Source organism: Amycolatopsis bartoniae (assembly GCF_014191255.1).
Lineage (GTDB): Bacteria > Actinomycetota > Actinomycetes > Mycobacteriales > Pseudonocardiaceae > Amycolatopsis_E > Amycolatopsis_E bartoniae.
Map to the genome: position 1 here is coordinate 157,873 of NZ_JACHWH010000003.1, position 19,733 is coordinate 177,605.

Annotated in this window: 16 protein-coding genes; 9 read left to right on the forward strand and 7 right to left on the reverse strand. The window is 72.1% G+C overall.

The genetic code is table 11. The annotated features are described in order from the left end of the window. Nucleotides 1–38 precede the first annotated feature (38 nt). Nucleotides 39–2,039 carry a phosphocholine-specific phospholipase C gene (locus FHX82_RS17390; RefSeq protein WP_145932970.1) on the forward strand — a complete coding sequence of 667 codons (2,001 nt, stop codon included), beginning with the start codon at nucleotides 39–41 and terminating at the stop codon, nucleotides 2,037–2,039. Between the two features lie 226 nt (nucleotides 2,040–2,265). Here FHX82_RS17390 and FHX82_RS17395 read toward each other — a convergent pair whose 3' ends face one another. Next, nucleotides 2,266–2,478: a hypothetical protein gene (locus tag FHX82_RS17395; protein ID WP_145932969.1), complete on the reverse strand. Its 213-nt coding sequence runs from the start codon at nucleotides 2,476–2,478 to the stop codon at nucleotides 2,266–2,268. 165 nt (nucleotides 2,479–2,643) lie between these two features. Between FHX82_RS17395 and FHX82_RS17400 the strand changes: the two genes are divergently transcribed. Continuing rightward, a complete protein-coding gene (locus FHX82_RS17400; RefSeq protein ID WP_229881093.1) occupies nucleotides 2,644–3,132 on the forward strand; it encodes a MarR family winged helix-turn-helix transcriptional regulator in 489 nt (162 codons plus the stop codon). A 5-nt stretch (nucleotides 3,133–3,137) separates the two neighbouring features. After that, nucleotides 3,138–5,435 carry an MFS transporter gene (locus FHX82_RS17405; protein ID WP_145932968.1) on the forward strand — a complete coding sequence of 766 codons (2,298 nt, stop codon included), beginning with the start codon at nucleotides 3,138–3,140 and terminating at the stop codon, nucleotides 5,433–5,435. Between the two features lie 290 nt (nucleotides 5,436–5,725). Here FHX82_RS17405 and FHX82_RS17410 read toward each other — a convergent pair whose 3' ends face one another. The 6 genes from FHX82_RS17410 to FHX82_RS17435 form a co-directional block, all read right to left on the reverse strand. Then, nucleotides 5,726–6,385 carry an MSMEG_1061 family FMN-dependent PPOX-type flavoprotein gene (locus tag FHX82_RS17410; protein ID WP_145932967.1) on the reverse strand — a complete coding sequence of 220 codons (660 nt, stop codon included), beginning with the start codon at nucleotides 6,383–6,385 and terminating at the stop codon, nucleotides 5,726–5,728. Nucleotides 6,386–6,399: 14 nt separating this feature from the next. Then, nucleotides 6,400–7,341, reverse strand: a complete 942-nt coding sequence (locus FHX82_RS17415) for a PDR/VanB family oxidoreductase (protein ID WP_145932966.1) — start codon at nucleotides 7,339–7,341, stop codon at nucleotides 6,400–6,402. 28 nt (nucleotides 7,342–7,369) lie between these two features. Continuing rightward, nucleotides 7,370–7,894, reverse strand: a complete 525-nt coding sequence (locus tag FHX82_RS17420; protein ID WP_145932965.1) for a siderophore-interacting protein — start codon at nucleotides 7,892–7,894, stop codon at nucleotides 7,370–7,372. A gap of 97 nt (nucleotides 7,895–7,991) precedes the next feature. Then, nucleotides 7,992–8,564: a TetR/AcrR family transcriptional regulator gene (locus tag FHX82_RS17425; RefSeq protein WP_145932964.1), complete on the reverse strand. Its 573-nt coding sequence runs from the start codon at nucleotides 8,562–8,564 to the stop codon at nucleotides 7,992–7,994. A gap of 244 nt (nucleotides 8,565–8,808) precedes the next feature. Continuing rightward, on the reverse strand, nucleotides 8,809–9,669 hold the full coding sequence (locus FHX82_RS17430) for an SAM-dependent methyltransferase (protein ID WP_145932963.1): 861 nt from the start codon (nucleotides 9,667–9,669) through the stop codon (nucleotides 8,809–8,811). Then, nucleotides 9,666–10,766: a LacI family DNA-binding transcriptional regulator gene (locus FHX82_RS17435; RefSeq protein ID WP_145932962.1), complete on the reverse strand. Its 1,101-nt coding sequence runs from the start codon at nucleotides 10,764–10,766 to the stop codon at nucleotides 9,666–9,668. Before FHX82_RS17435 ends, FHX82_RS17430 begins: the two co-directional genes overlap by 4 nt. A 124-nt stretch (nucleotides 10,767–10,890) precedes the next feature. Between FHX82_RS17435 and FHX82_RS17440 the strand changes: the two genes are divergently transcribed. From FHX82_RS17440 to FHX82_RS17465, 6 genes are read left to right on the forward strand one after another with little or no spacing between them, the layout of a single operon-like run. Next, entirely contained in the window at nucleotides 10,891–12,936 is a 2,046-nt protein-coding gene (locus FHX82_RS17440) for a hydantoinase/oxoprolinase family protein (protein WP_145932961.1), read from the forward strand. 20 nt (nucleotides 12,937–12,956) lie between these two features. Then, on the forward strand, nucleotides 12,957–14,585 hold the full coding sequence (locus FHX82_RS17445) for a hydantoinase B/oxoprolinase family protein (RefSeq protein ID WP_229881090.1): 1,629 nt from the start codon (nucleotides 12,957–12,959) through the stop codon (nucleotides 14,583–14,585). Beyond that, the gene (locus FHX82_RS17450; RefSeq protein ID WP_145932959.1) at nucleotides 14,582–15,625 is read left to right on the forward strand and encodes a Gfo/Idh/MocA family protein; all 1,044 of its coding nucleotides are present in this window, start codon (nucleotides 14,582–14,584) and stop codon (nucleotides 15,623–15,625) included. Before FHX82_RS17445 ends, FHX82_RS17450 begins: the two co-directional genes overlap by 4 nt. Further along, nucleotides 15,622–16,722 carry an NAD(P)/FAD-dependent oxidoreductase gene (locus FHX82_RS17455; protein ID WP_145932958.1) on the forward strand — a complete coding sequence of 367 codons (1,101 nt, stop codon included), beginning with the start codon at nucleotides 15,622–15,624 and terminating at the stop codon, nucleotides 16,720–16,722. Before FHX82_RS17450 ends, FHX82_RS17455 begins: the two co-directional genes overlap by 4 nt. Nucleotides 16,723–16,746: 24 nt before the next feature. Beyond that, nucleotides 16,747–18,090 carry an MFS transporter gene (locus FHX82_RS17460; protein WP_145932957.1) on the forward strand — a complete coding sequence of 448 codons (1,344 nt, stop codon included), beginning with the start codon at nucleotides 16,747–16,749 and terminating at the stop codon, nucleotides 18,088–18,090. Next, on the forward strand, nucleotides 18,090–19,670 hold the full coding sequence (locus tag FHX82_RS17465) for a gamma-glutamyltransferase (RefSeq protein ID WP_145932956.1): 1,581 nt from the start codon (nucleotides 18,090–18,092) through the stop codon (nucleotides 19,668–19,670). Before FHX82_RS17460 ends, FHX82_RS17465 begins: the two co-directional genes overlap by 1 nt. The last annotated feature ends 63 nt before the right edge of the window (nucleotides 19,671–19,733 follow it).

Consider the following 19,733-nt stretch of genomic DNA (forward strand, 5'->3'; position numbering starts at 1 on the left):
TCTTGTTTTCCGCCCGGAGCGCTGACGAGACTGTCCGCATGACCGACCTCAACCGCCGCCGGTTCCTCCAGGTGGCCGGCGGTACCGCGGCCGCGACGATGCTCACGGACAGCATCGCCCGCGCTGCCGCCATCCCGGCGAACTTCCGCACCGGCACGCTGCGCGACGTCGAACACGTCGTCGTGCTGATGCAGGAGAACCGGTCCTTCGACCACTACTTCGGTTCGCTGCGCGGAGTCCGCGGCTTCGGCGACCCGCGGCCGGTGACGCTCCCCAGCGGCAAGCCGGTCTGGTACCAGTCGGACGGCCAGCGCGACATCCTGCCGTTCCGGCCGCAGGTCAAGGACCTCGGCCTGCAGTTCGTCCAGGACCTGCCGCACGGCTGGAACGACACGCACGCCGCCTGGCACGACGGGCGCTACGACCAGTGGGTGCCCGCGAAGTCGAGCACCACCATGGCGTACCTGACGCGCGAGGACATCCCGTTCCACTACGCGCTCGCCGACACGTTCACCATCTGCGACGCCTACCACTGCTCGTTCATGGGGTCCACGGACCCCAACCGGTACTACCTGTGGACCGGCTACACGGGCAACGACGGCAAGGGCGGCGGCCCGGTCATCGGCAACGACGAGGCCGGCTACAGCTGGACGACCTACCCCGAGCGGCTGGAGCAGGCCGGGGTGTCGTGGAAGATCTACCAGGACGTCGGGGACGGGCTCGACGCCGCCGGTTCGTGGGGCTGGATCCCCGACGCCTACCGCGGCAACTACGGCGACAACTCGCTGCTGTACTTCGACCAGTACCGCAAAGCGCAACCGGGAAACCCGTTGTACGACAAGGCGCGCACCGGTACGGACGCCAAGAACGGCGACGGCTTCTTCGACGTGCTGAAGGCCGACGTCAAGGGCGGGCGGCTGCCGCAGGTGTCGTGGGTCGTGGCGCCGGAGGCGTTCACCGAGCACCCGAACTGGCCCGCGAACTACGGCGCCTGGTACGTCTCGCAGGTCCTCGACGCGCTCACCGCCTCGCCCGAGGTGTGGAGCAAGACGGCGTTGTTCATCACCTACGACGAGAACGACGGGTTCTTCGACCACGTCGTCCCGCCGTACCCGCCCGCGTCCGCCGACCAAGGTGCGTCCACAGTGGACACGCAGTTCGAGATCCTGAACGGGGTGCCGTACGGGCTCGGGCAGCGGGTGCCGATGCTCGTCGTGTCGCCGTGGAGCAAGGGCGGCCGCGTGTGCTCGGAGGTCTTCGACCACACGTCGATCATCCGGTTCCTGGAGCGCCGCTTCGGCGTGCGTGAGCCGAACATCTCGACGTGGCGCCGTTCGGTGACCGGTGATTTGACGTCGGCGTTCGACTTCTCCCGCCGGGAGACGGTGGTCCCGCCCCTGCCCTCGACGGCGGCGTACGAGCCGCCGGACCGCGACCGGCACCCGGACTACGTGCCGACGCCGCCCGGAACCCCGGCCCTGCCCCGGCAGGAGGCGGGGCGCAGGCCCGCGCTGCCGCTGCCGTACGACCTGGCGGCCGACGGCAAGCTCTCCGGCGGGCGGTTCACGGTGGACTTCGCGAACAACGGCAAGGCGGGGGCGTGCTTCTACGTGACCTCCCCTGGCGCGGGCCCGCGCAGCTACACGGTGGGCGCGGGCGGGCGGCTGTCGGCGGCCTGGGACGTGACGGGCGCGTACGACTACACCGTCCACGGCCCGAACGGCTTCTTCCGCCGGTTCGCGGGGCAGGGGAGTGGCGTCGAGGTGACCGCCCGCGCGGCCGGGCAGGACCTCGGACTGGTCCTGACCAACGGCGGCAAGGACGCGGTGTCCGTGACGGTCGCGGTGGCGCCCGGTTACGGCCCCGCACGTGACGCGGAGTACCGCCTGCGGCCGGGCGCCCGGGTCGTGCACGTCGTGCGCACGGCGGAGGGCTGGTACGACGTGTCGGTCACCGCGGGCAGCACGGTCCGCCGCCTCGCGGGCCACCTCGAGACCGGCCGCATCACCCTCACCGACCCCGGTTTCGGGGCCCGCTGAAAACACGCCGTTCCGGCGGCCGGGGTGCGCGCCCCGCCGCCGGAACGGCGTTTTTCTTTTGGGCGGAGGGGCGGGGCTCGTGACGGTGTTCGCGTGGCTGCTGCCTGCCGCTTGCTGTGCGCTGACCGCTGTCGCGCCCGCCTGCGCCGCCGCTCGCCGCCGACCATCCGCGTAGGCCGCCGCCGCACTGACGCATTGCCACCGCTGTCCGCGCCCCTGCCTGCCATCACCGGCCGCCATCACCGGCCGCCGCCATCACCGGCCGCCGCCGCTGCCGTCGTCGCGGCCGCCTCGCCACCACTGCCGCCGCGCCGCGCGCTGCCACTGCCGCCACCACCGGCCGCCGCCTGCCGCGACCGTTCACCGCTGCCGTCGTCCGCGCCCGCCCGCCGCGTCCGCCCGCCACGCTGCCGCTGGGCACCCCGCCGCTTCCCGGCATCTCGCCGCCCGGCACCTCACCCTCGGCGCCCCGGCACTTCCCAGCCCTCTCACCTCGCCACGTTCCTCGCCGACCGGTCAAGTGGGACAAGTCACCACCCACTTGGTTGCCACATGCAACTAGCGCGCTATAGTTGTATGTGGCAACCAACTGGAGGTGGTGAAGGTGGGGGACAGCGGCGACAAGGCCGTCGCGCTGATGCGGGAGCTCCGCACCGCCGCGCAGCTGCAGCACGCGTGGCTCACCCAGTCCTGGCAGCACGCGGGCACGTCCCTGCACCCGGCGGCCGTGACAGTGCTGTCGGAGCTGGGCCGCCACGGCGAGTGCCGCCCGTCGGACCTCGCGAAGCGCAAGATGGTCGACGTCTCGGTGATCAGCAGGCAGATCGCGCAGCTCGCGGCCGCCGGGCTGGTCGAGCGCCGTCCCGCGCCGGAGGACGGGCGGGCCAGCCTGGTGCGCATCTCGGCCGCCGGCCGTGCCCAGCTGGAGCGCTGGCGCGACCAGTACCTCGAGTACGTGGGCCGCGCGCTGGGCGACTGGACCGAGGACGAGCTGGAGTCCCTCACCACCCGGTTGACGCTGATGAACCAGGGTCTGCGCGACGCGCTCGTGCCGGCCGTCTGCCCGCCGCAGGCGGGGGAGCAAAGGAAGTGAGCCCGATGAGTTCCGCGGCACAAGCCGAGCAGATGACGCCCCGCCAGATCGCGAGAGCGTTCTCCGGTCTGCTCCTGGCCCTGCTGGTCGCCGTCCTGTCGTCCACGATCGTGTCGAACGCGCTGCCGACGATCCTGGCCGACCTGAACGGTTCCCAGAGCCAGTACACGTGGGTGGTCACCGCCACCCTCCTGGCCTCGACGGCGAGCACCCCGATCTGGGGCAAACTGTCGGACCTGTTCAGCAAGAAGATGCTCTACCAGCTGGCGATCGTGATCTACACGGCCGGCTCGGTGCTCGGCGGCATCTCGCAGTCCATGCCCGAGCTGATCGCGTTCCGCGCGGTGCAGGGGCTGGGCCTCGGCGGCCTGCAGGCGCTGGTGCAGGTCGTGATCGCGGCGATGATCTCGCCCCGCGACCGCGGCCGCTACAGCGGTTACATCGGCGCCGTCTTCGCGCTCGGGACCGTCTCCGGCCCGCTGCTGGGCGGCCTGATCGTGGACTCGCCGCTGGGCTGGCGCTGGTGCTTCTGGATCACGGTGCCGATCGCGGTGCTCGCGTTCATCGTGCTGGGCAAGACGTTGCACCTGCCCGTCGTCAAGCAGCAGGTGAAGATCGACTGGCTGGGCGCGACCCTGCTCGTCGGCGGTGTCTCGCTGCTGCTGATCTGGGTTTCGCTCGCGGGCGGCAGCTTCGCGTGGTGGTCGGTGTCGAGCCTGCTGTACGTCCTGGGCGGCGTGGCGGCGCTGGCGCTGGCGGTGTTCGTCGAGTCCCGCGTGAGCAATCCCGTGGTGCCGCTGCGGCTGTTTCGCGGGCGGACGTTCACGCTCGCGGTGCTCGGCAGCCTCGCCGTCGGCACGGCGATGTTCGGCGGCGCGGTGTTCCTCGGGCAGTACTACCAGCTCGCCCGCGGCTACTCGCCCACGCACGCCGGGCTCATGACGGTCCCGATGATGCTCGGGCTGTTCCTGTCCTCGACCATCGCCGGACAGGTCATCTCCCGCACCGGCCGGACGAAGTCGTGGATGGTCGGCGGCGCGGTGCTGCTGGTGGCGAGCCTGTTCCTGCTCAGCACGGTCGACCACGACACGAACCTCGTGCTGATGGGCTGCTACCTGGCGCTGCTGGGCCTCGGCGTCGGCGCGCTCATGCAGAACCTCGTGCTCGTCGTGCAGAACACCGTGGCGATGAAGGACATGGGCTCGTCGTCCTCGGTTGTCACGTTCTTCCGCTCGCTCGGTGGTGCGGCCGGTGTCTCCGCGCTGGGCGCCCTGCTGGCGGCGAAGGTGAGCGACCACGTGTCGAGCGCACTGGCCGGGCTGGGGATCAGCGGCGGGACACAGAGCAGTGGCGGCAGCCTGAACGTTGGCGCGCTGCCCGAGCCGATCCAGAGCATCGTGCGCGCGGCGTACGGCGACAGCATCGGTTCGGTGTTCTTCGCCGGTGCCATCATCGCGGTGGTGACGCTGCTCGCGGTGCTGTTCATCAAGGAAGTGCCGCTGCGGCGCAGCATCGACCTGACCGAGGGCGCTCCGGCGGTGGCGGGCACGGGGATCTCCGGTGTGGTGAGCACGCCGTCGGGTCGCCCGCTCGCCGGTGCCGCGCTGACCCTGACCGACGCGACGGGGCAGCAGGTGGCCCGCGCGGTGAGCGGCGAGGACGGCCGGTACGAGCTGACCGCGGCGCCGAACAGCAGCTACGTGCTGATCGCGTCGGCGGGGCGGTACCAGCCGAGCGCCACGGGGATCACGGTCAACGGGCAGGCGGTGCGCCGGGACGTCAAGATGACCGGGGCCGGCGGGCTCGGTGGCGTGGTCCGCTCGCGGGGTGGGCAGCCGGTCGGCGGGGCCACGCTGGTGCTGACCGACTTCCGGGGCGAGGTCGTCGCGTCGGTGGTCACCGGTGGCGACGGCTGGTACCACGTGGAGGACCTGCCGGGCGGTACGTACACCCTGACCGTGGCCGCGCCCGCCCACCGGCCCACCGCTGCCGCCGTGTCCACTGTGGACGGCGAGGAGGCGGTGCACGACGTGGAGCTGGACAGCGCCGCGGAGCTGGCGGGCGTGGTGCGGACGGGCCGCGGGCGCCCCGTGCCGGAGGCGCAGGTGACCCTGCTCGACGTGGCGGGCGAGGTGGTCGCGACGACGTACTCGGACGAGGAGGGCCGCTACCGCTTCCCGGACGTCCCGGCGGGCGACTACACCCTCGTGACGTCCGGCTTCGCCCCGGTGAGCGCACCGCTGGCGGTCCGCCCCGGACGGCTGGTGTCGCGCGACGTGGAGGTGGGCCACGCGACGGCGTGATCCCCGCGGTGTGGAACCGGCCCGGCGCGGTGGCGCCGGGCCGGTTCCGTCTGGGGGTGCCGTGGCGTGGTGGCGCAGTGGGGCGCCGTCCCGCGGCGCTCCTGCTGCCGGTGGGGTTGGGTAAGCGCTTTCCGCGCCTCCGGGCTGCCCTGGAAGCGCTTTCTCGCGGCGCGGCGCCCTTGTAAGCGCTTTCTCAGGCCAGGAGGTGGCGCCGCCACCGCGATCCCGAACCAGCAGGGAACCCCGGGGAGGGCCTGCTCGCCCTCGCCACCGACCGCTGGTAAGCGCTTTCAGTACAGCTCGTGCCGGTAGGAGTGCTCCAGCATCGCGCCGATTTCGCCGAGGTGGTCGCCGAGCGTGCCGGCCATCTTCGCGGCGCTCTCGGCGACCATCAGGGACCCGAGGTCGCCGCCGAGGGTGACTGCCTCCGCGAGGCCTCGCTGGTCGCCCTCCCACAGCTTCGCCCGGACCACCGCCTTGCCGCACTGCGAGAACACCTCACGCACCCGGACAACCGTCGCCAGCACGGCCGGTTTACCCTCCGCGCTCAGCATGCCCAGCAGCTCCGGGTCGTCGGTGACGAACGCGTCCCCGTTCACACGCACCGCCTCGCGCAGGCCCGGCACGAGGAACATCAAACCCACCGCCGGGTTCCGGCTGAGGTTCTCGAACGAGTCGGCGAGCTTGTTGCCCGGCCGGTCGGGCACGGCCAGCGTCCACGGATCGAGCACCCGCACCGAACCCGGCGGGTCACCCCGCGGGCTGCAGTCCAGCTGCCCGTTCTCGTCGCAGGTCGACACCACGAAGAACGTGCTGTGCGCGATGAACCGGGTGGCGAACTCACCCAGGTAGGACGACTTCTTCTCCGCGATGAACGGCATCGGGTGACCGATGACCTCGCGCACGCGCGTCAGGTCGATCGGCTGGTAACGGTCGGCGGCGGTGCTCACGATGACTGCTCCTCTCAGACGTCGAGCACGAGACGGGGACTGACGGCCCGGGACACGCAGAGGTACATCCGGTCCCCGGCGGCTCTGTCCTGTTCGGACAGAATGTCGTCACGGTGTTCGGGAACCCCTTCCAGAACACGGGTTTCGCACGTGCCGCACACGCCTTCACGGCACGATCCGGCCACGGGCAACCCGGCGTCCTGCAGCGCGCCGAGGATGCTGCGGTCCGGCGGCACGGTGACGGTGCGGTTCGAGCGGGCGCACACCACCTCCACCGCGGTGTCCGGCCGGGGCGGCTTCGGCCGGGGCCGGAAGCGTTCGAGGTGCAGCGCGCCGGGACGCCAGTGCGCGCACGCCTTTTCGACCGCGGTGAGCAGCGGCTCCGGACCGCAGGCGTAGACGTCGGTGTCCTCGCGCGGCTGCCCGAGCCACTCGTCGAGCGGGATCAGCCCGGCCTCGTCCTCCGGGTACACCGACACGTGGTCGCCGTAGGGCCGCAGCTCGTCGAGGAACGCCATCGACGCGGCGCGCCGCCCGCCGTACAGCAGGTGCCACGGCACGCCCCACTCGGCGGCCTGGTGCACCATCGGCAGGATCGGCGTGATCCCGATGCCGCCCGCGACGAACAGGTGCGCGGCCGCGCGGGAGAACCCGAAGTTGTCCCGCGGCGCCCGCACCCGCACCGGCTGGCCGGGCCGCAGGAACGCGTGCACGTACTCCGAACCGCCCCGGCTGGCGCGCTCGCGCAGCACGCCGATGCGGTAGCACGAGCGGTCTTCCGGTGAACCGCAGAGCGAGTACTGCCGCGCGATTCCCGTGGGCAGCACGAGTTCGATGTGCGCGCCGGGCCGCCACGGCGGCAGCGGCCCGCCGCGGGGGTCGGCCAGTTCGACCGACACCACGCCGGCGGCCTCCCACCTCAGCTGCCGCACGATGGTGTCGAGTTCCGTGATCATGGATGTTTTCCTTTCCGTACAGGGGTTTTCAGCCGGGCGCCGACCAGCCGCGCCGCCAGTAGCCGACGAAGGCGATGGCGGACTTCGGCACGCCGCGTTCCCGGTTGAGGAACCGGCGGGCGCCCGTCACCAGCCCGCTCTCGCCCGCGATCCACGCGTAGTCCGGAGCCGGCAGCGCGGCGTGCGTGAGCTCGGCGAGGGCCGGCTGACCCGGCCGGGCGCCGTTCTCGCGAACCAGCCACTGAACGTCCACTCCGGACGGTGCGCCGACCTCGCGGACGTCGGATTTCGCGGGGACTTCGAGGAACACCGTCACCACCAGGTCCGCGGGCGCGGACTCCAGGACCGCCAGCGCCGCGGGAACCCCGCTCTCGTCGGCCGCGATCAGCTGCCGGGCGCCGGACTGGTCGCGCCCGGGTGGTGGGAAACCGGCCAGTTCCGGCTCGCCCAGCGTGATCGTGACGAAGTGCTCCGACGTGCGCTCGTTGCGCACGACCTCCGCGCGCAGCAGCCGCCGGGTGGCGGGTGCCTGGCGCTGGGGCAGCAGGGACATGGCCGCCGCCTTTCCTGTTAGGCTCACCTAAGAGAAACGGTACTGTTTCGTACTCTTAGTTGGCAAGCGCCTGCTGAGAATCCGCTGAAAGCGCAGGTCAGGGCTGGGTGAACAGGGGCACGACGACCTCGTCGACGAAACGCACGAGGTACTCGTCGGTGAGCGGCTCCTGCTGCGGCAGGAGCTGGTTGGTCATGATGCCTTCGCACAGCGGGTGGAGCCAGGCCAGGTCGGCACCGGGGCGGATGCCGGCGCCGCCGCGCCAGCGGTCGGCCAGGCCCAGCCACATGCTGTCGTGTGGACCCGCGATCTGGCGCTGCATCTCCTCCGACAGCGCCTCGTCCCGGCGGCTGGCCTCGACGAGGAACTGCAGCGCCGCGAGGTTGTCGTCGAGCCAGCGCTTGACGAGCCGCAGGCCGAACAGCACGTCCTCGCGGAAGTCGCCGTGCTCGGGCAGTTCGAACGGGACCGGGATGCGCCGCCGCACGGCGGCGACGAGCAGCTCGGGTTTGCTGGCCCAGCGGCGGTAGAGCGTCGCCTTGGAGGCACCGGACCGGGCGGCCACCGCGTCGACCGTCACGCGGTCGAAGCCCTGCTCCATCATGAGCTCGAAGGCGACGGCGAGGATCTCGTCCTCTCGTTCGGGGGAGAGGCGGGAACGGGGCGGCATCGCGGGAAGCCTAACAGCGCGGACGCATGCCTTGCCCGATCGGCTCGCGGGCCGTTCCCTTCCCGAGCCTCCACCGCCCGGAAACCGGCTCTTCCGCTGCCGGCCAACCACCGGAACCAGCGTCGTCCGCGACCGTGATCGAAGCGGGCCGGGCGGGGGCCGAGCGGGTCTGAGACCGGCGCTCGGTCACCTTGCCGGGTGCGCCTCGGCCGCGGAAGCTCGCGGCCGAGGCGGCGAGCGAGCCCTACTCCCGCACCTGGCCGACCCCGGCCCAGTAGAACGGGCGCACCGACTCAGCCTTCAGCTTCGGGAACAGCGTCTCCACCGCGTCGGGGCGCCAGTCCGTCAGGTGGACGATCCCGGGCGGGACGAGGTCCATCCCGTCGAACCAGGACTCGAACTCCGCCCGGTCCCGCAGCCACGCCGGGTTCTGCGTGTTGCGGTAGGACTCCGCCAGCGCACTGATCTGCGCGGCGCCCTCGGCCGGGGCGTCGTCGGTGGTGATGTGGCTCGCCGCCCACCAGCTGCCGGGCGCGAGCTTGCGGCGGTAGCGCGCGACGATGCCCGGCACGTCGTCCCCGCCGCCCACGAAGTGCAGCACCGACACCATCAGCACGCACACCGGCTTCGAGAAGTCGATCAGCTTCCGCGTGACGGGGCTGGCGAAGATGTCCTCCGGGTCACGCAGGTCCGCGCGCACAACGCCCGCCCACTTCGTGATGCCCTGCCGGTCCAGGATGATCTCCGAGTGCGCCACCGCGACGGGCTCGTAGTCGACGTACACCACCCGCGCTTCCTCACCCGGCGCGTGCTCGCGCACGATCTCGTGCACGTTCCCCACCGTCGGCACGCCGGAACCGAGGTCGAGGAACTGCCGGATCCCCGCGTCCAGCGCGGCCCGCACGACGCGGCCCAGCCACTGCCGGTTGGACATCGCCAGCGGTTTGATCAGCGGGAACTGCCGGTCCGCCTTCTCCCCGAAGATCTGGTCCACCACGTAGTTGGTGGTACCGCCGAGGTACCAGTCGTAGATCCGCGCGGAGCTCGGCTTGTCCAGGTCGACCTGTCTGGGTGCTTCCGGCGCGTGTTCGGCGTTGCTGGTCACTTCCGCTCCTCGCGGGCTAGGTCCTCCTGAGGGGAAGCAGGATAGCGTGCCGTCGATTCGCGGACGACGAGCTTCGCCTTCAGCTGCACGTGCTGCGGCGAACGGTTCGCCGACCCGGCCAGGCGGTCGAGCAGCTGCCTGCCCGCGCGGGCCCCGAGGTCGTACGTCGGCTGCTCCACGATCGTCAGTTCCGGGCGCACCAACGTGGTCCACGGCTCGTCGTCGAACCCGACCAGCGACAGGTCCGCCGGCATCGACAACCCCCTGTCCTGCGCCGCGCGGTAGGCGCCGGACGCGAGCACGTTGTCGGTGCACAGCACGGCCGTCGGTGGTACCGCCGAATCGAGCAATGAAGTCATGGCGTCGTAAGCGGATTCCCGCTCGTAGCGCGCCGGGGCCACCAGCCGCTCGTCGATCTCGATGCCCGCCGCCTGCAGGGCCCGCACGTACCCGCGAAGCCGGACGGCGCTGGGAAAGAGGCCGCGACGGCGGCTGCCCGAGCGGACGCGCGCGAGCTGGTCGCCCGCCTCCGTGATCACGCCGATCCGCCGGTGCCCCAGCTCCAGCAGGTGCGCCACCGCCTCCGCGGCCGCGTGCTCGTTGTCGATCGTGATGGTGTCGGCGTCGGGCACCCCGGTGACCTGCCGGTCGAGCAGCACGACGGGCACGCCGACGTCCATGGCGTGCTTGAGGTGCGCCCCGTCGCCGGGCTGCGCCGCGGCGACGATCATCCCGTCCACGCGTTTCTCCGACATCACGGTGACCGCGCGCTGCTCGGCCTCCCGCGTGCCGCCCGTGTTGGCGAGCAGCACCTCGAAGCCCGCGGGCGAGGTCACGTCCGTGATGCCCCGCAGCGCGGTGGCGAAGAACGGGTTCGCGACATCGGTGACCACCACGCCGATCGTCTGCGTCGAACCGGTGACCATGCTGCGCGCCAGCCCGTTGGTGCGGTACCCGAGCTCGGCCGCGGCGGCGAGCACGCGCTCCCGGGTGCGGTCGCTGACCTGCCCGTAACCGCCGAGCGCGCGCCCCGCGGTCGCGGTGGACACGCCCGCCGCCCGCGCCACGTCGATCAGCGACGCACCGTGCGTGCTCACCCGGCAGCCTCCTCGGTCACGGGCCTTTTACGGCCCAGGTCTTGACCGAGAGTACTACCGGCTGAGAACCTTCTCATCCAACAGCTACTGAGAAGGTTCTCATTCCTGGAGCGAGGCCCAGCACATGACACTTCGGATCGGTGTCGACACCGGTGGCACGTTCACCGACGTCTGCGCCCTGGACGAGCAGACCGGCCGCTTCTTCGTGCGCAAGGTCGCCAGCACGCCCGACGACCCCGGCCGCGCCATCGTGACGGGGGTTTCGCAGCTGCTCGACGAGATGGGCGGGCGCGACCTCGGCGAGGTCGGCTACTTCGCCCACGGCACCACGGTGGGCACGAACGCGCTGCTCACCGGGCGCGGGGCGCGCACCGGCCTGCTCACCACGGCCGGGTTCCGCGACCTGCTGGAGCTGGGCCGTGGCCGGCGGCCGTCGCTGTACGACCTGCAGGCCGACAAGCCCGCCGCGCTGGTGCCGCGCGACCGCAGGCTGGAGGTGGCCGAGCGCGTGAGGCACGACGGCCGGGTCGAGCGCGCGCTCGACGAGGACGAGGTTCGCGCGCTGGCCCGCCGGCTGCGGGAGCAGGGCGTCGAGTCGGTCGCCGTCTGCTTCCTCTACAGCTTCGTGCACCCCGGGCACGAGCGGGCGGTGGAGCGGATCCTCGCCGAGGAGCTGCCCGGCGTGCACGTCTCGGTGTCCTCCGCCGTGCTGCCCGAGTTCCGCGAGTACGAGCGACTGTCCACAGTGGTCGTCAACGCCTACATCGGACCGGTCGTGGCGCGCTACCTCGCGCGGCTGCGGACGAGGCTGGCCGAGCTCGGCCTGCGGGCGACGCCGCACGTGACCCAGTCCAACGGCGGCATCATCCCGTTCGAGGCCGCCGAGCGGATGCCGTCGCGCATGGTGCTGTCCGGCCCGAGCACGGGCGTGGTCGGCGCGGCCGAGATCGCCCGCGCCGCGGGATTTCCGGACGTCATCACGTTCGACGTGGGCGGCACGTCGTCGGACGTCTCCCTCGTGCAGGACGGCGTGCCGAAGGCGGCCAACGGCACGGAGATCGACGGCAGGCCCGTGCGGGCGCCGATGCTCGACATCCACACCGTCGGCGCCGGCGGCGGTTCGATCGCGTGGATCGACGCGGGCGGCGCGCTCAAGGTCGGCCCGGGCAGCGCAGGGGCTGACCCCGGTCCGGCCTGCTACGGCCGCGGCACCGAACCCACCGTCACCGACGCGAACGTGGTGCTGCGGGTGCTCAACCCCGAGTACCTGCTGGACGGGCAGATGAAGATCGACGCCGAGGCCGCGCGGACCGCGGTGTCCACTGTGGCCGGTCCACTCGGGATGGACGTGCTCGAAGCCGCGCAGGGCGTCATCCGCGTCGTCACCGCGAACATGGCCCGCGCGATCCGGGTCATCTCCGTGCAGCGCGGCTACGACCCGCGCGACTACGTGCTGGTGCCCTTCGGCGGAGCGGGCCCGCTGCACGCCGTCCGGCTCGCGCGGGAGCTGGGCATGAAAACGGTGCTGGTGCCCGAAACCCCCGGCGCGCAGTGCGCCGCCGGGCTGCTGATGACCGACATCCGCGCGGACTTCCTGCGGACCCACCTCACCGCGCCGGAGGAGTCCGTGGTGGCGGAGGTGTTCGCCGAGCTGGCGGAGTCGGCGACGGCGTGGCTGGCCGGGGAGGGCGTGCCCGCGGAGCACCGCCGCACCGAGCGGTGGGCCGAAATGCGGTACGCGGGCCAGAACTACGAGCTGCCCGTGCCGGTGCCCGAAGGGGAGGTCACCGCCGACACGATCACCCAGCTGACCAAGCGGTTCGCGGCCGAGCACGAGCGGCTCTACGGCTACTCCACGGCCGAGGACGAGGTCCAGGTGGTCACGTTCCGGCTGCGGGCGGTCGGCGAGGTCGCGCGGGCCGAGCTGCACCGCACGCCGCTCGGCGACGCCGACGCGAGCGCGGCCGTCCGCGCCACGCGAGAGGTCTACCTGCCCGAAAGCGACGGCTTCACCGAATGCCCGGTGTACGACCGGCGGCTGCTCGCGCCGGGGCACCGGATCGAAGGCCCGGCGGTCGTCGAGCAGATGGACACCACCACCCTGCTGCTGCCCGGGGACGTGGCCGTGGTCGACGAGCTGCGCAACCTGATCGTGGCGGTGGGCGAATGAACGACGCAGGAGGAAACCCGATGCAGGATCCCGTGCTGGTGGAGGTGATCGGCTCGGCGCTGTCGTCCATTGTGGAGGAAATGGGTGAGACGCTGGTGCGCGCCGCGTACTCCACCAACATCAAGGAGCGCCGCGACTGCACCGCGTCGGTGTTCGACGCGTGCGGCCGGATGCTCGCGCAGGACGAGGGCGGCTCGCCGCTGCACCTGGGCTCGCTGATGGGCATCGTCGACGAGATCACACGCCGCTACCCGGCGGGCACGATCGACGAGGGCGACACGTTCATCGGCAACGACCCGTTCACCGGCGGCGGCTCGCACCTGCCGGACATCGTGCTGGTCTCGCCGGTGTTCACCGCCGGCGAGATCACCGCGTGGGTCGCGAACCTGGCGCACCACGCCGACTTCGGCGACCGCGGGCACGCGCACATCTTCCAGGAGGGCCTGCGCATCCCGCCGGTGCGGCTGATGCGCCGGGGCGAGCTGCAGACCGACCTGTTCGAGCTGATCCTGCTCAACTGCCAGGTGCCGCACGAGCGCCGCGCCGACCTGCGGGCGCAGATCGCCGCGAACCGGCTCGCCGTCACCCGGTTCACCGAGCTGGCCGGGCGTTACGGTCGGGACACGCTGGTCGCCGCGAGCGAGGCGCTGCTGGACTACACCGAGCGGCGCACCCGCGCCGCGATCGCCAAGGTGCCGGACGGCACGTACGCGTTCACGGACCGCTTCGACTGCCCGGAACTGGACGAGGAGCTCGATCTCGGGGTGACCGTGACGGTCACCGGGGACGAGGCCGTCTTCGACTTCACCGCGCCACCCCAGGTCCGCGCGAGCGTGAACGTGGTCTGGACCGCCCTGCACGCGGCCGTCTACTACTCGCTCAAGACGCTGGTTGACCCCGACATCGTGCCCAACGCGGGGTTGCACCGGCCGGTCACGATCAACGCCCCGCGGGCCTCGGTGCTCAACTGCGTCGAACCCGCAGCCGTCAACGGCCGCAGCGAGACCTGCCAGCGCGTGGTCGACCTGATCCACGGCGCGCTCGCCGCCGCGGTCCCCGAGACGGTCACCGCCGCGAGCAACGGCGCGAACACCGGCGTGCACTTCTCCGGTGTGGACAGCCGGACCGGCCGCTACTTCGTCTACCTGGAGACGATCGGTGGCGGCTGCGGTGCGCGGCTGGGCAAGGACGGCATGGACGGCGTGCAGGTGCACATGACCAACACCAGCAACCTGCCGGTGGAGGCGCTGGAGACCGAGTACCCGCTGGTGGTCGAGGAGTACGCGCTCATCGACGGCTCCGGGGGCGACGGGCGCACGCGTGGCGGCATGGGCATCCGGCGCACCGTGCGCGTGGAGGAGGCCGACGTGCACTTCTGGCTCGACACCTCACGGCAGCGCTCGCGCCCGTGGGGGTTGTTCGGCGGTGAGCCGGGGGAGCGGGCCGGAATGGAGCTTTCCAAGGGGGCGCAACCGATCGAGCACGGCTACACCAGGCTCCAGCCGGGCGACCGCGTGTCGGTGCTGACCGCGGGCGCGGGTGGTTACGGGCCACCGTCCGAACGGGACGCCGAGCGGGTGCGGCGGGATGTGGCCGAGGGCCGCATCTCCGCCGAGCGGGCCCGCGAGGTGTACGGGGTGGAGTCGTGATCCGCGCCGCGGTGGCCGGGTTCGGCGTGTCCGGGCGGGTCTTCCACGCCCCGTTCCTGGAGCACGACGCCGCCTACTCGCTCGACTTCATCGTCACCGGCAACCCCGGCCGCGCGAAGCAGGCCGCGGAGAAGTATCCGAACGCGACTGTCCTTTCCGGACCAGCCGAGCTGTTCGACCGGGCGGCGGAGATCGACCTGGTGGTCCTCGGTACGCCGCCGGGCACCCACGCGAAACTGGCCACCGCCGCCCTCGACGCCGGGCTGCACGTGGTGGTGGACAAGCCGTTCGTGCCCTCCAGCGAACAGGGCACGGCGCTCGTCGAGCACGCCCGCCGCGCGGGCCGCGTGCTGACGGTGTTCCAGAACCGCCGCTGGGACGGCGACTTCCGGACGGTACGGAAACTCGTCGACAGCGGCGAGCTGGGCGAGGTGCACACGTTCGAGTCGCGGTTCGAGTGGTGGAAGCCGCAGGGCCCGCGCGACTGGAAGGCCCGCACGACGGCGGCCGAGGGCGGCGGCATCCTGTTCGACCTCGGCACCCACCTGGTCGACCAGGCCGTGCAGCTGTTCGGCCCGGTGGAGCGGGTGTGGGCGGACCTCGCGCGCCTCGGTCCCGGCGAAGCCGAGGACGACGCGCTCGTCGTGCTGGGCCACGCGAACGGCACGCGCTCGCGGCTGTCCATGTCCGGGCTCGCCGCCCTGCCCGCGCCGCGGTTCCACGTGCTCGGCTCGAAGGCCGGGTACACGAAGTGGGGCCTGGACCCGCAGGAGTCCGCGCTGGCGGCCGGAGCCCGGCCGGGCGACGACGGTTTCGGCGTGGAGCCAAGGGAAAACTGGGGCACGCTCGGCGTCCGCGGCGACACGCGGCCGGTCGAGCCGGAACGCGGCGACTACGGCGAGTTCTACCGGCTCCTGGCGCCCGCGCTCGCGGGCGAGGGTGAGCCGCCGGTGGACCCGGCCGACGCGGTGGACGTCCTGCGAATTCTCGAACGGGCGCACGCCCGGACCGACACGGAGGAGGGGGAGCTTTCCCGATGAGCGAAGGCAAGCACGTCGTGGTGGTGGGCGGCGGGATTCTCGGCGTCTCCACGGCCACGCACCTGCGGCGCGACGGCGTTCCGGTGGTGCTGGTGACCGAGGGCGAGCTGGCGGACGGCGCCTCCGGGCGTTCGCTGTCGTGGCTGAACTCCGCGGGCTCGCGCTCGGCGGCTTACCACGCGCTGCGCGTCACCGGGATCGACCGCTACCGCACGCTGTTCGCGGCCGATCCCACCCGCGAGTGGCTGCGGTTCGACGGCGCCCTGCACTGGTCGGCCGACCGGAACGCGATGGAGCAACGGCACCGCGCCGAGACCGCCCACGGGTACGACTCGAAGCTGGTGCCGCCCGCCGAGGCGGAGCCGGCCCTCGACCCCGCGGCGGTTCCGGACGTGGCCGTGCACAATCCCGGTGAGGGCTGGGTTTCTCTGCCGCACCTGATCGAGCACCTGGCCGCGGAGTTCACCCGGCTCGGCGGCCGGATCGTGACCGGTGCGGGCAAGGCGAGCGTGACCACCGCCGGGGGAGTGGCGACGGGAGTCGTCACCGCGAGTGGCGAGCGGTTCGAGGCCGGCGCCGTCGTCGTGGCCTGCGGCGCGGCGACTCCCGCGGTGGTGGGCGAACTAGGAGTGTCCATTCCGGACTCGTCGCCGCTGTCGATGCTGGTGGTCACCGAACCGGCCGGGACTGCGCTGTCCGCCGTGCTGAACACCCCGCGGGTCTGCCTGCGCCCCAACCCCGGGCACACGATCGCGATGGACCAGGACTGGTACACCGACCGGATCGCCGAGGCACCCGACGGCACCTGCACCATCGACGAGTCCGTGGTCAAGGAACTGACCGCCGAGGCGTCCGCCCTGCTGGACGGGGACGTGGAGCTGACCGCCGCGTCGTGGAAGCTCGGCCGCAAACCCGTGCCCGGCGACGGCGAACCGGTGTTCGGCGAGCTCGCCGAGGTGCCGGGGTGTTTCGTCGCCTTCACCCACTCCGGCGCCACGCTCGGCCTCATCGCCGGGGAGCTGCTGGCCGGCGAGATCCGCACCGGCACCCGCCACCCGATGCTCGACCCCTTCCGCCCGGAACGCTTCCGGCACTGACCCCGCTGACTCCGAGGAGAACCGTTGACCGACCACGACATCCGGGAGACCGAGCTGCCCGAACCACCCGCCACGGACCTGCGCACGCGCCGCCGGGTCCTGCTGTCCGCGATGCTCGGCAACGTCGTCGAGTACTACGACTTCGGCCTCTACGGCACGCTGGCGGTCGTCATCTCCCACCAGTTCTTCCCCGCCGGGGACGCCACCGCCGCGCTGCTGTCGACCTACGCGGGGCTCGTGCTGTCGTACGCGCTGCGGCCGGTGGCGGCCATGGTGCTGGGCCCGCTGGCCGACCTGCGCGGCCGCCGGTTCGTGCTGCTGCTGACGATCGCGGTGATGAGCGCCGGGACCGCCGGGATCGGCGTGCTGCCCACCTACGCCGCGATCGGCATCGCGGCACCGGTGATCCTGCTGCTGTGCCGGCTGTTGCAGGGCGTCGGCGCGAGCGTCGAGTACACCACGGCGGCCAACTTCATCTTCGAGCACGAGCACGGCAACCGGCGCAACTACCTCGCCGGGCTGAGCGTGGCGTCCACCTCGATCGGCCCGCTGCTGGCGACGCTGGTGTCCTATGTGGTCATCGCGGTGCTGCCGGCGGAGGCGTTCGACGACTGGGGCTGGCGGATCCCGTTCCTGCTGGCCGTGCCGATGGCGCTGGTCGGCATCTACATCCGGCGGCACGTGGAGGAAACGCCGCAGTTCCGGGAGATGGCCGCGCTCGCCGACGAGGGCAAGGTCAAGCAGACGCCGTTCCGCACGGCCGTGCGGGAGCACTGGGGCGTGATGCTGCGGGCGATCGGGCTCGGCGCCGGGCAGCGGGTGGGCTCGTTCGTCATCCAGGCGTACTTCGTCACGGCGATGGTCAAGGCCGGGTTCGCGGAGAACAACGCGCTGCTGGCGTCGCTGCTGACCTACGCGATCGGGCCGGTGCCCGCGATCTGGGGCGGTAAGCTCGCCGACCGGGTCGGGGCGAAGATCCCGCTCGTCGTGGGCTACGGGCTCTTCGTGGTGCTGACCGTGCCGACGTTCCTGGCCATCGGCTCGGGCTCGCTCTGGCTGGCCGTGGTCGCGGTGGTGGCGTTCACGTTCATCAACAACTTCGTCGGGGCCCCGCTCACCACCGCGTACGTGATGAGCTTCCCGGCGGAGGTGCGGGCCAGCGCGTCCGCGTTGAACTACAACATCGGCACCACGGCACTGGGTTCGACCGCCGGGCTGATCGCGGTGTGGCTGTTCGACCTGACCGGCACCAACGCCACGTTCGGCTGGTACATGACCGGGTTCTGCGTGCTGTCGATCCTCGTGGCGCTGTTCGCGATGCCCCACTCGGTGGACGAGCAGCGGAACAAGTCGCTGGCGGGGTCCTGATGGACCGGCGGACCGCCGGCGAGCTCGCGCGCCGGGCCGCCTACGGGCGGAAGGAGCCCGTCGAGGCCCGGCGCGGGATGGTCGTCACCTCGCACCCGCTCGCCGTCCGCTCCGGGCTCGACGTGCTGCGGGAAGGCGGCACGGCGTGCGACGCGGCCCTCGCCGCGGCGGCCACGCAGCTGGTCGTCGAGCCGCACATGACGGCGCTGACCGGCGGCCTGGAGCTGCTGTACTGGGACGCGGGCACCGGCGGCGCGAGCTACCTCAACGGCAACGTCGCCGCGCCGCTCGCGCCACTGCCGGGGTTCACCGGCGCCGACCTCACCACCGGCCGGGGCGTGCCGGTGCCCGGCTGGTGGCCGGCGTTCCGTGCCGCGCACGAGCGGTTCGGCGGCGTGCCGCGGGCGCGGTTGCTGCGGGACGCGATCTTCCTGGCGCGGGACGGGTTCGCGGTGCACCCGTACCTGTTCGGCGAGGTGTACGCGCATCGCGCCGAGCTGGGCTGCCACGAGCAGGGGCGGGAGGCGTTCCTGCCCGGTGGCAGCCTGCTCGGGCCGGGGGAGACGCTGCGGCAGGAGCGGGTGGCGCGCACGCTGGAACGGCTGCGGGACGAGGACCTGGACTACTACCTCGGGGACTTCGCGCGGGCGGTCAGCGCCGAATGCCGCCGCGGCGGCGGGGTGCTCACCCGCGAGGACTTCGCCGCGTACCAGGCCCGGTGGCACACCCCGCTGCGTGGCACCTACCGGGACGTGGAGATCGTCGCGTCCGCCCCGCCCGACGACGGGGGCTGCCAGCTGATCGAGGCGCTGAACCTGCTGGAGCTGACGGACCTGCCGTCGTGGGGACCGTCCTCAGTGGACACGCTGGACCTGCTGGTGGCCGTGCACAACGAGGTCTACTACGCCCCACCTCGCACGGCCGCCACCGACGTGGAAGCGTTGCTGTCGAAGGACTACGCGGCCCGCCGTCTGGAGCGGCTGGGCTCTGCGCCGTCCCCGGCCGCGGTCCCCTCGCCGGGAACGATCCACGTGACGGTGGTGGACGAGCAGGGCAACGTCGCCTCGGTCACGCACTCGCACATGGCGTCACCGTGGGTGAACGGGCTGTTCGCCGAGGGCTGCCAGCTCTCCGGGGGCGGCTCGTTCTTCCAACGCGGCATGCCGTGGCCGGGCGAGCGGGCGACGGTGTACCTCGCGCCGAACCTGGTGCTGCGGAACGGGGTTCCGGTGCTCGCATCGGGTTCGCCGTCGGTGTCACTGGTCGCGTGCGTGCTGCAGAACCTCGTGAACCTCGTGGACTTCGGCCTGTCCATCGAGGAGTCCGTGGCGGCACCGCGGTTCGGGGTGCGCCCGCACGAGCCGTCCGCGGGCTGGCTGCCGGGGGTGACCCTGGAGCACGGCTTCGACCCGGCGGTGGAGCGCGAGTTCCGGCGGCGCTGCGGTGAGCGGGGGTTGTGGCTCAAGGACCTCGGCCCGTGGCATTCGCTGACGGGCAACTTCGAGGGCGTGGTGCTTTCGGGCGGGGTGCTGCGGTCCTGTGCGGACCCGCGGCGGAACGGGGCGGCTGAGGGTTTCTAACGGTACTGAGGTCCGTTTTGTGAGGCCCCGTGGCGCGGGCAATGGGGGAACCGGTATCTTCCC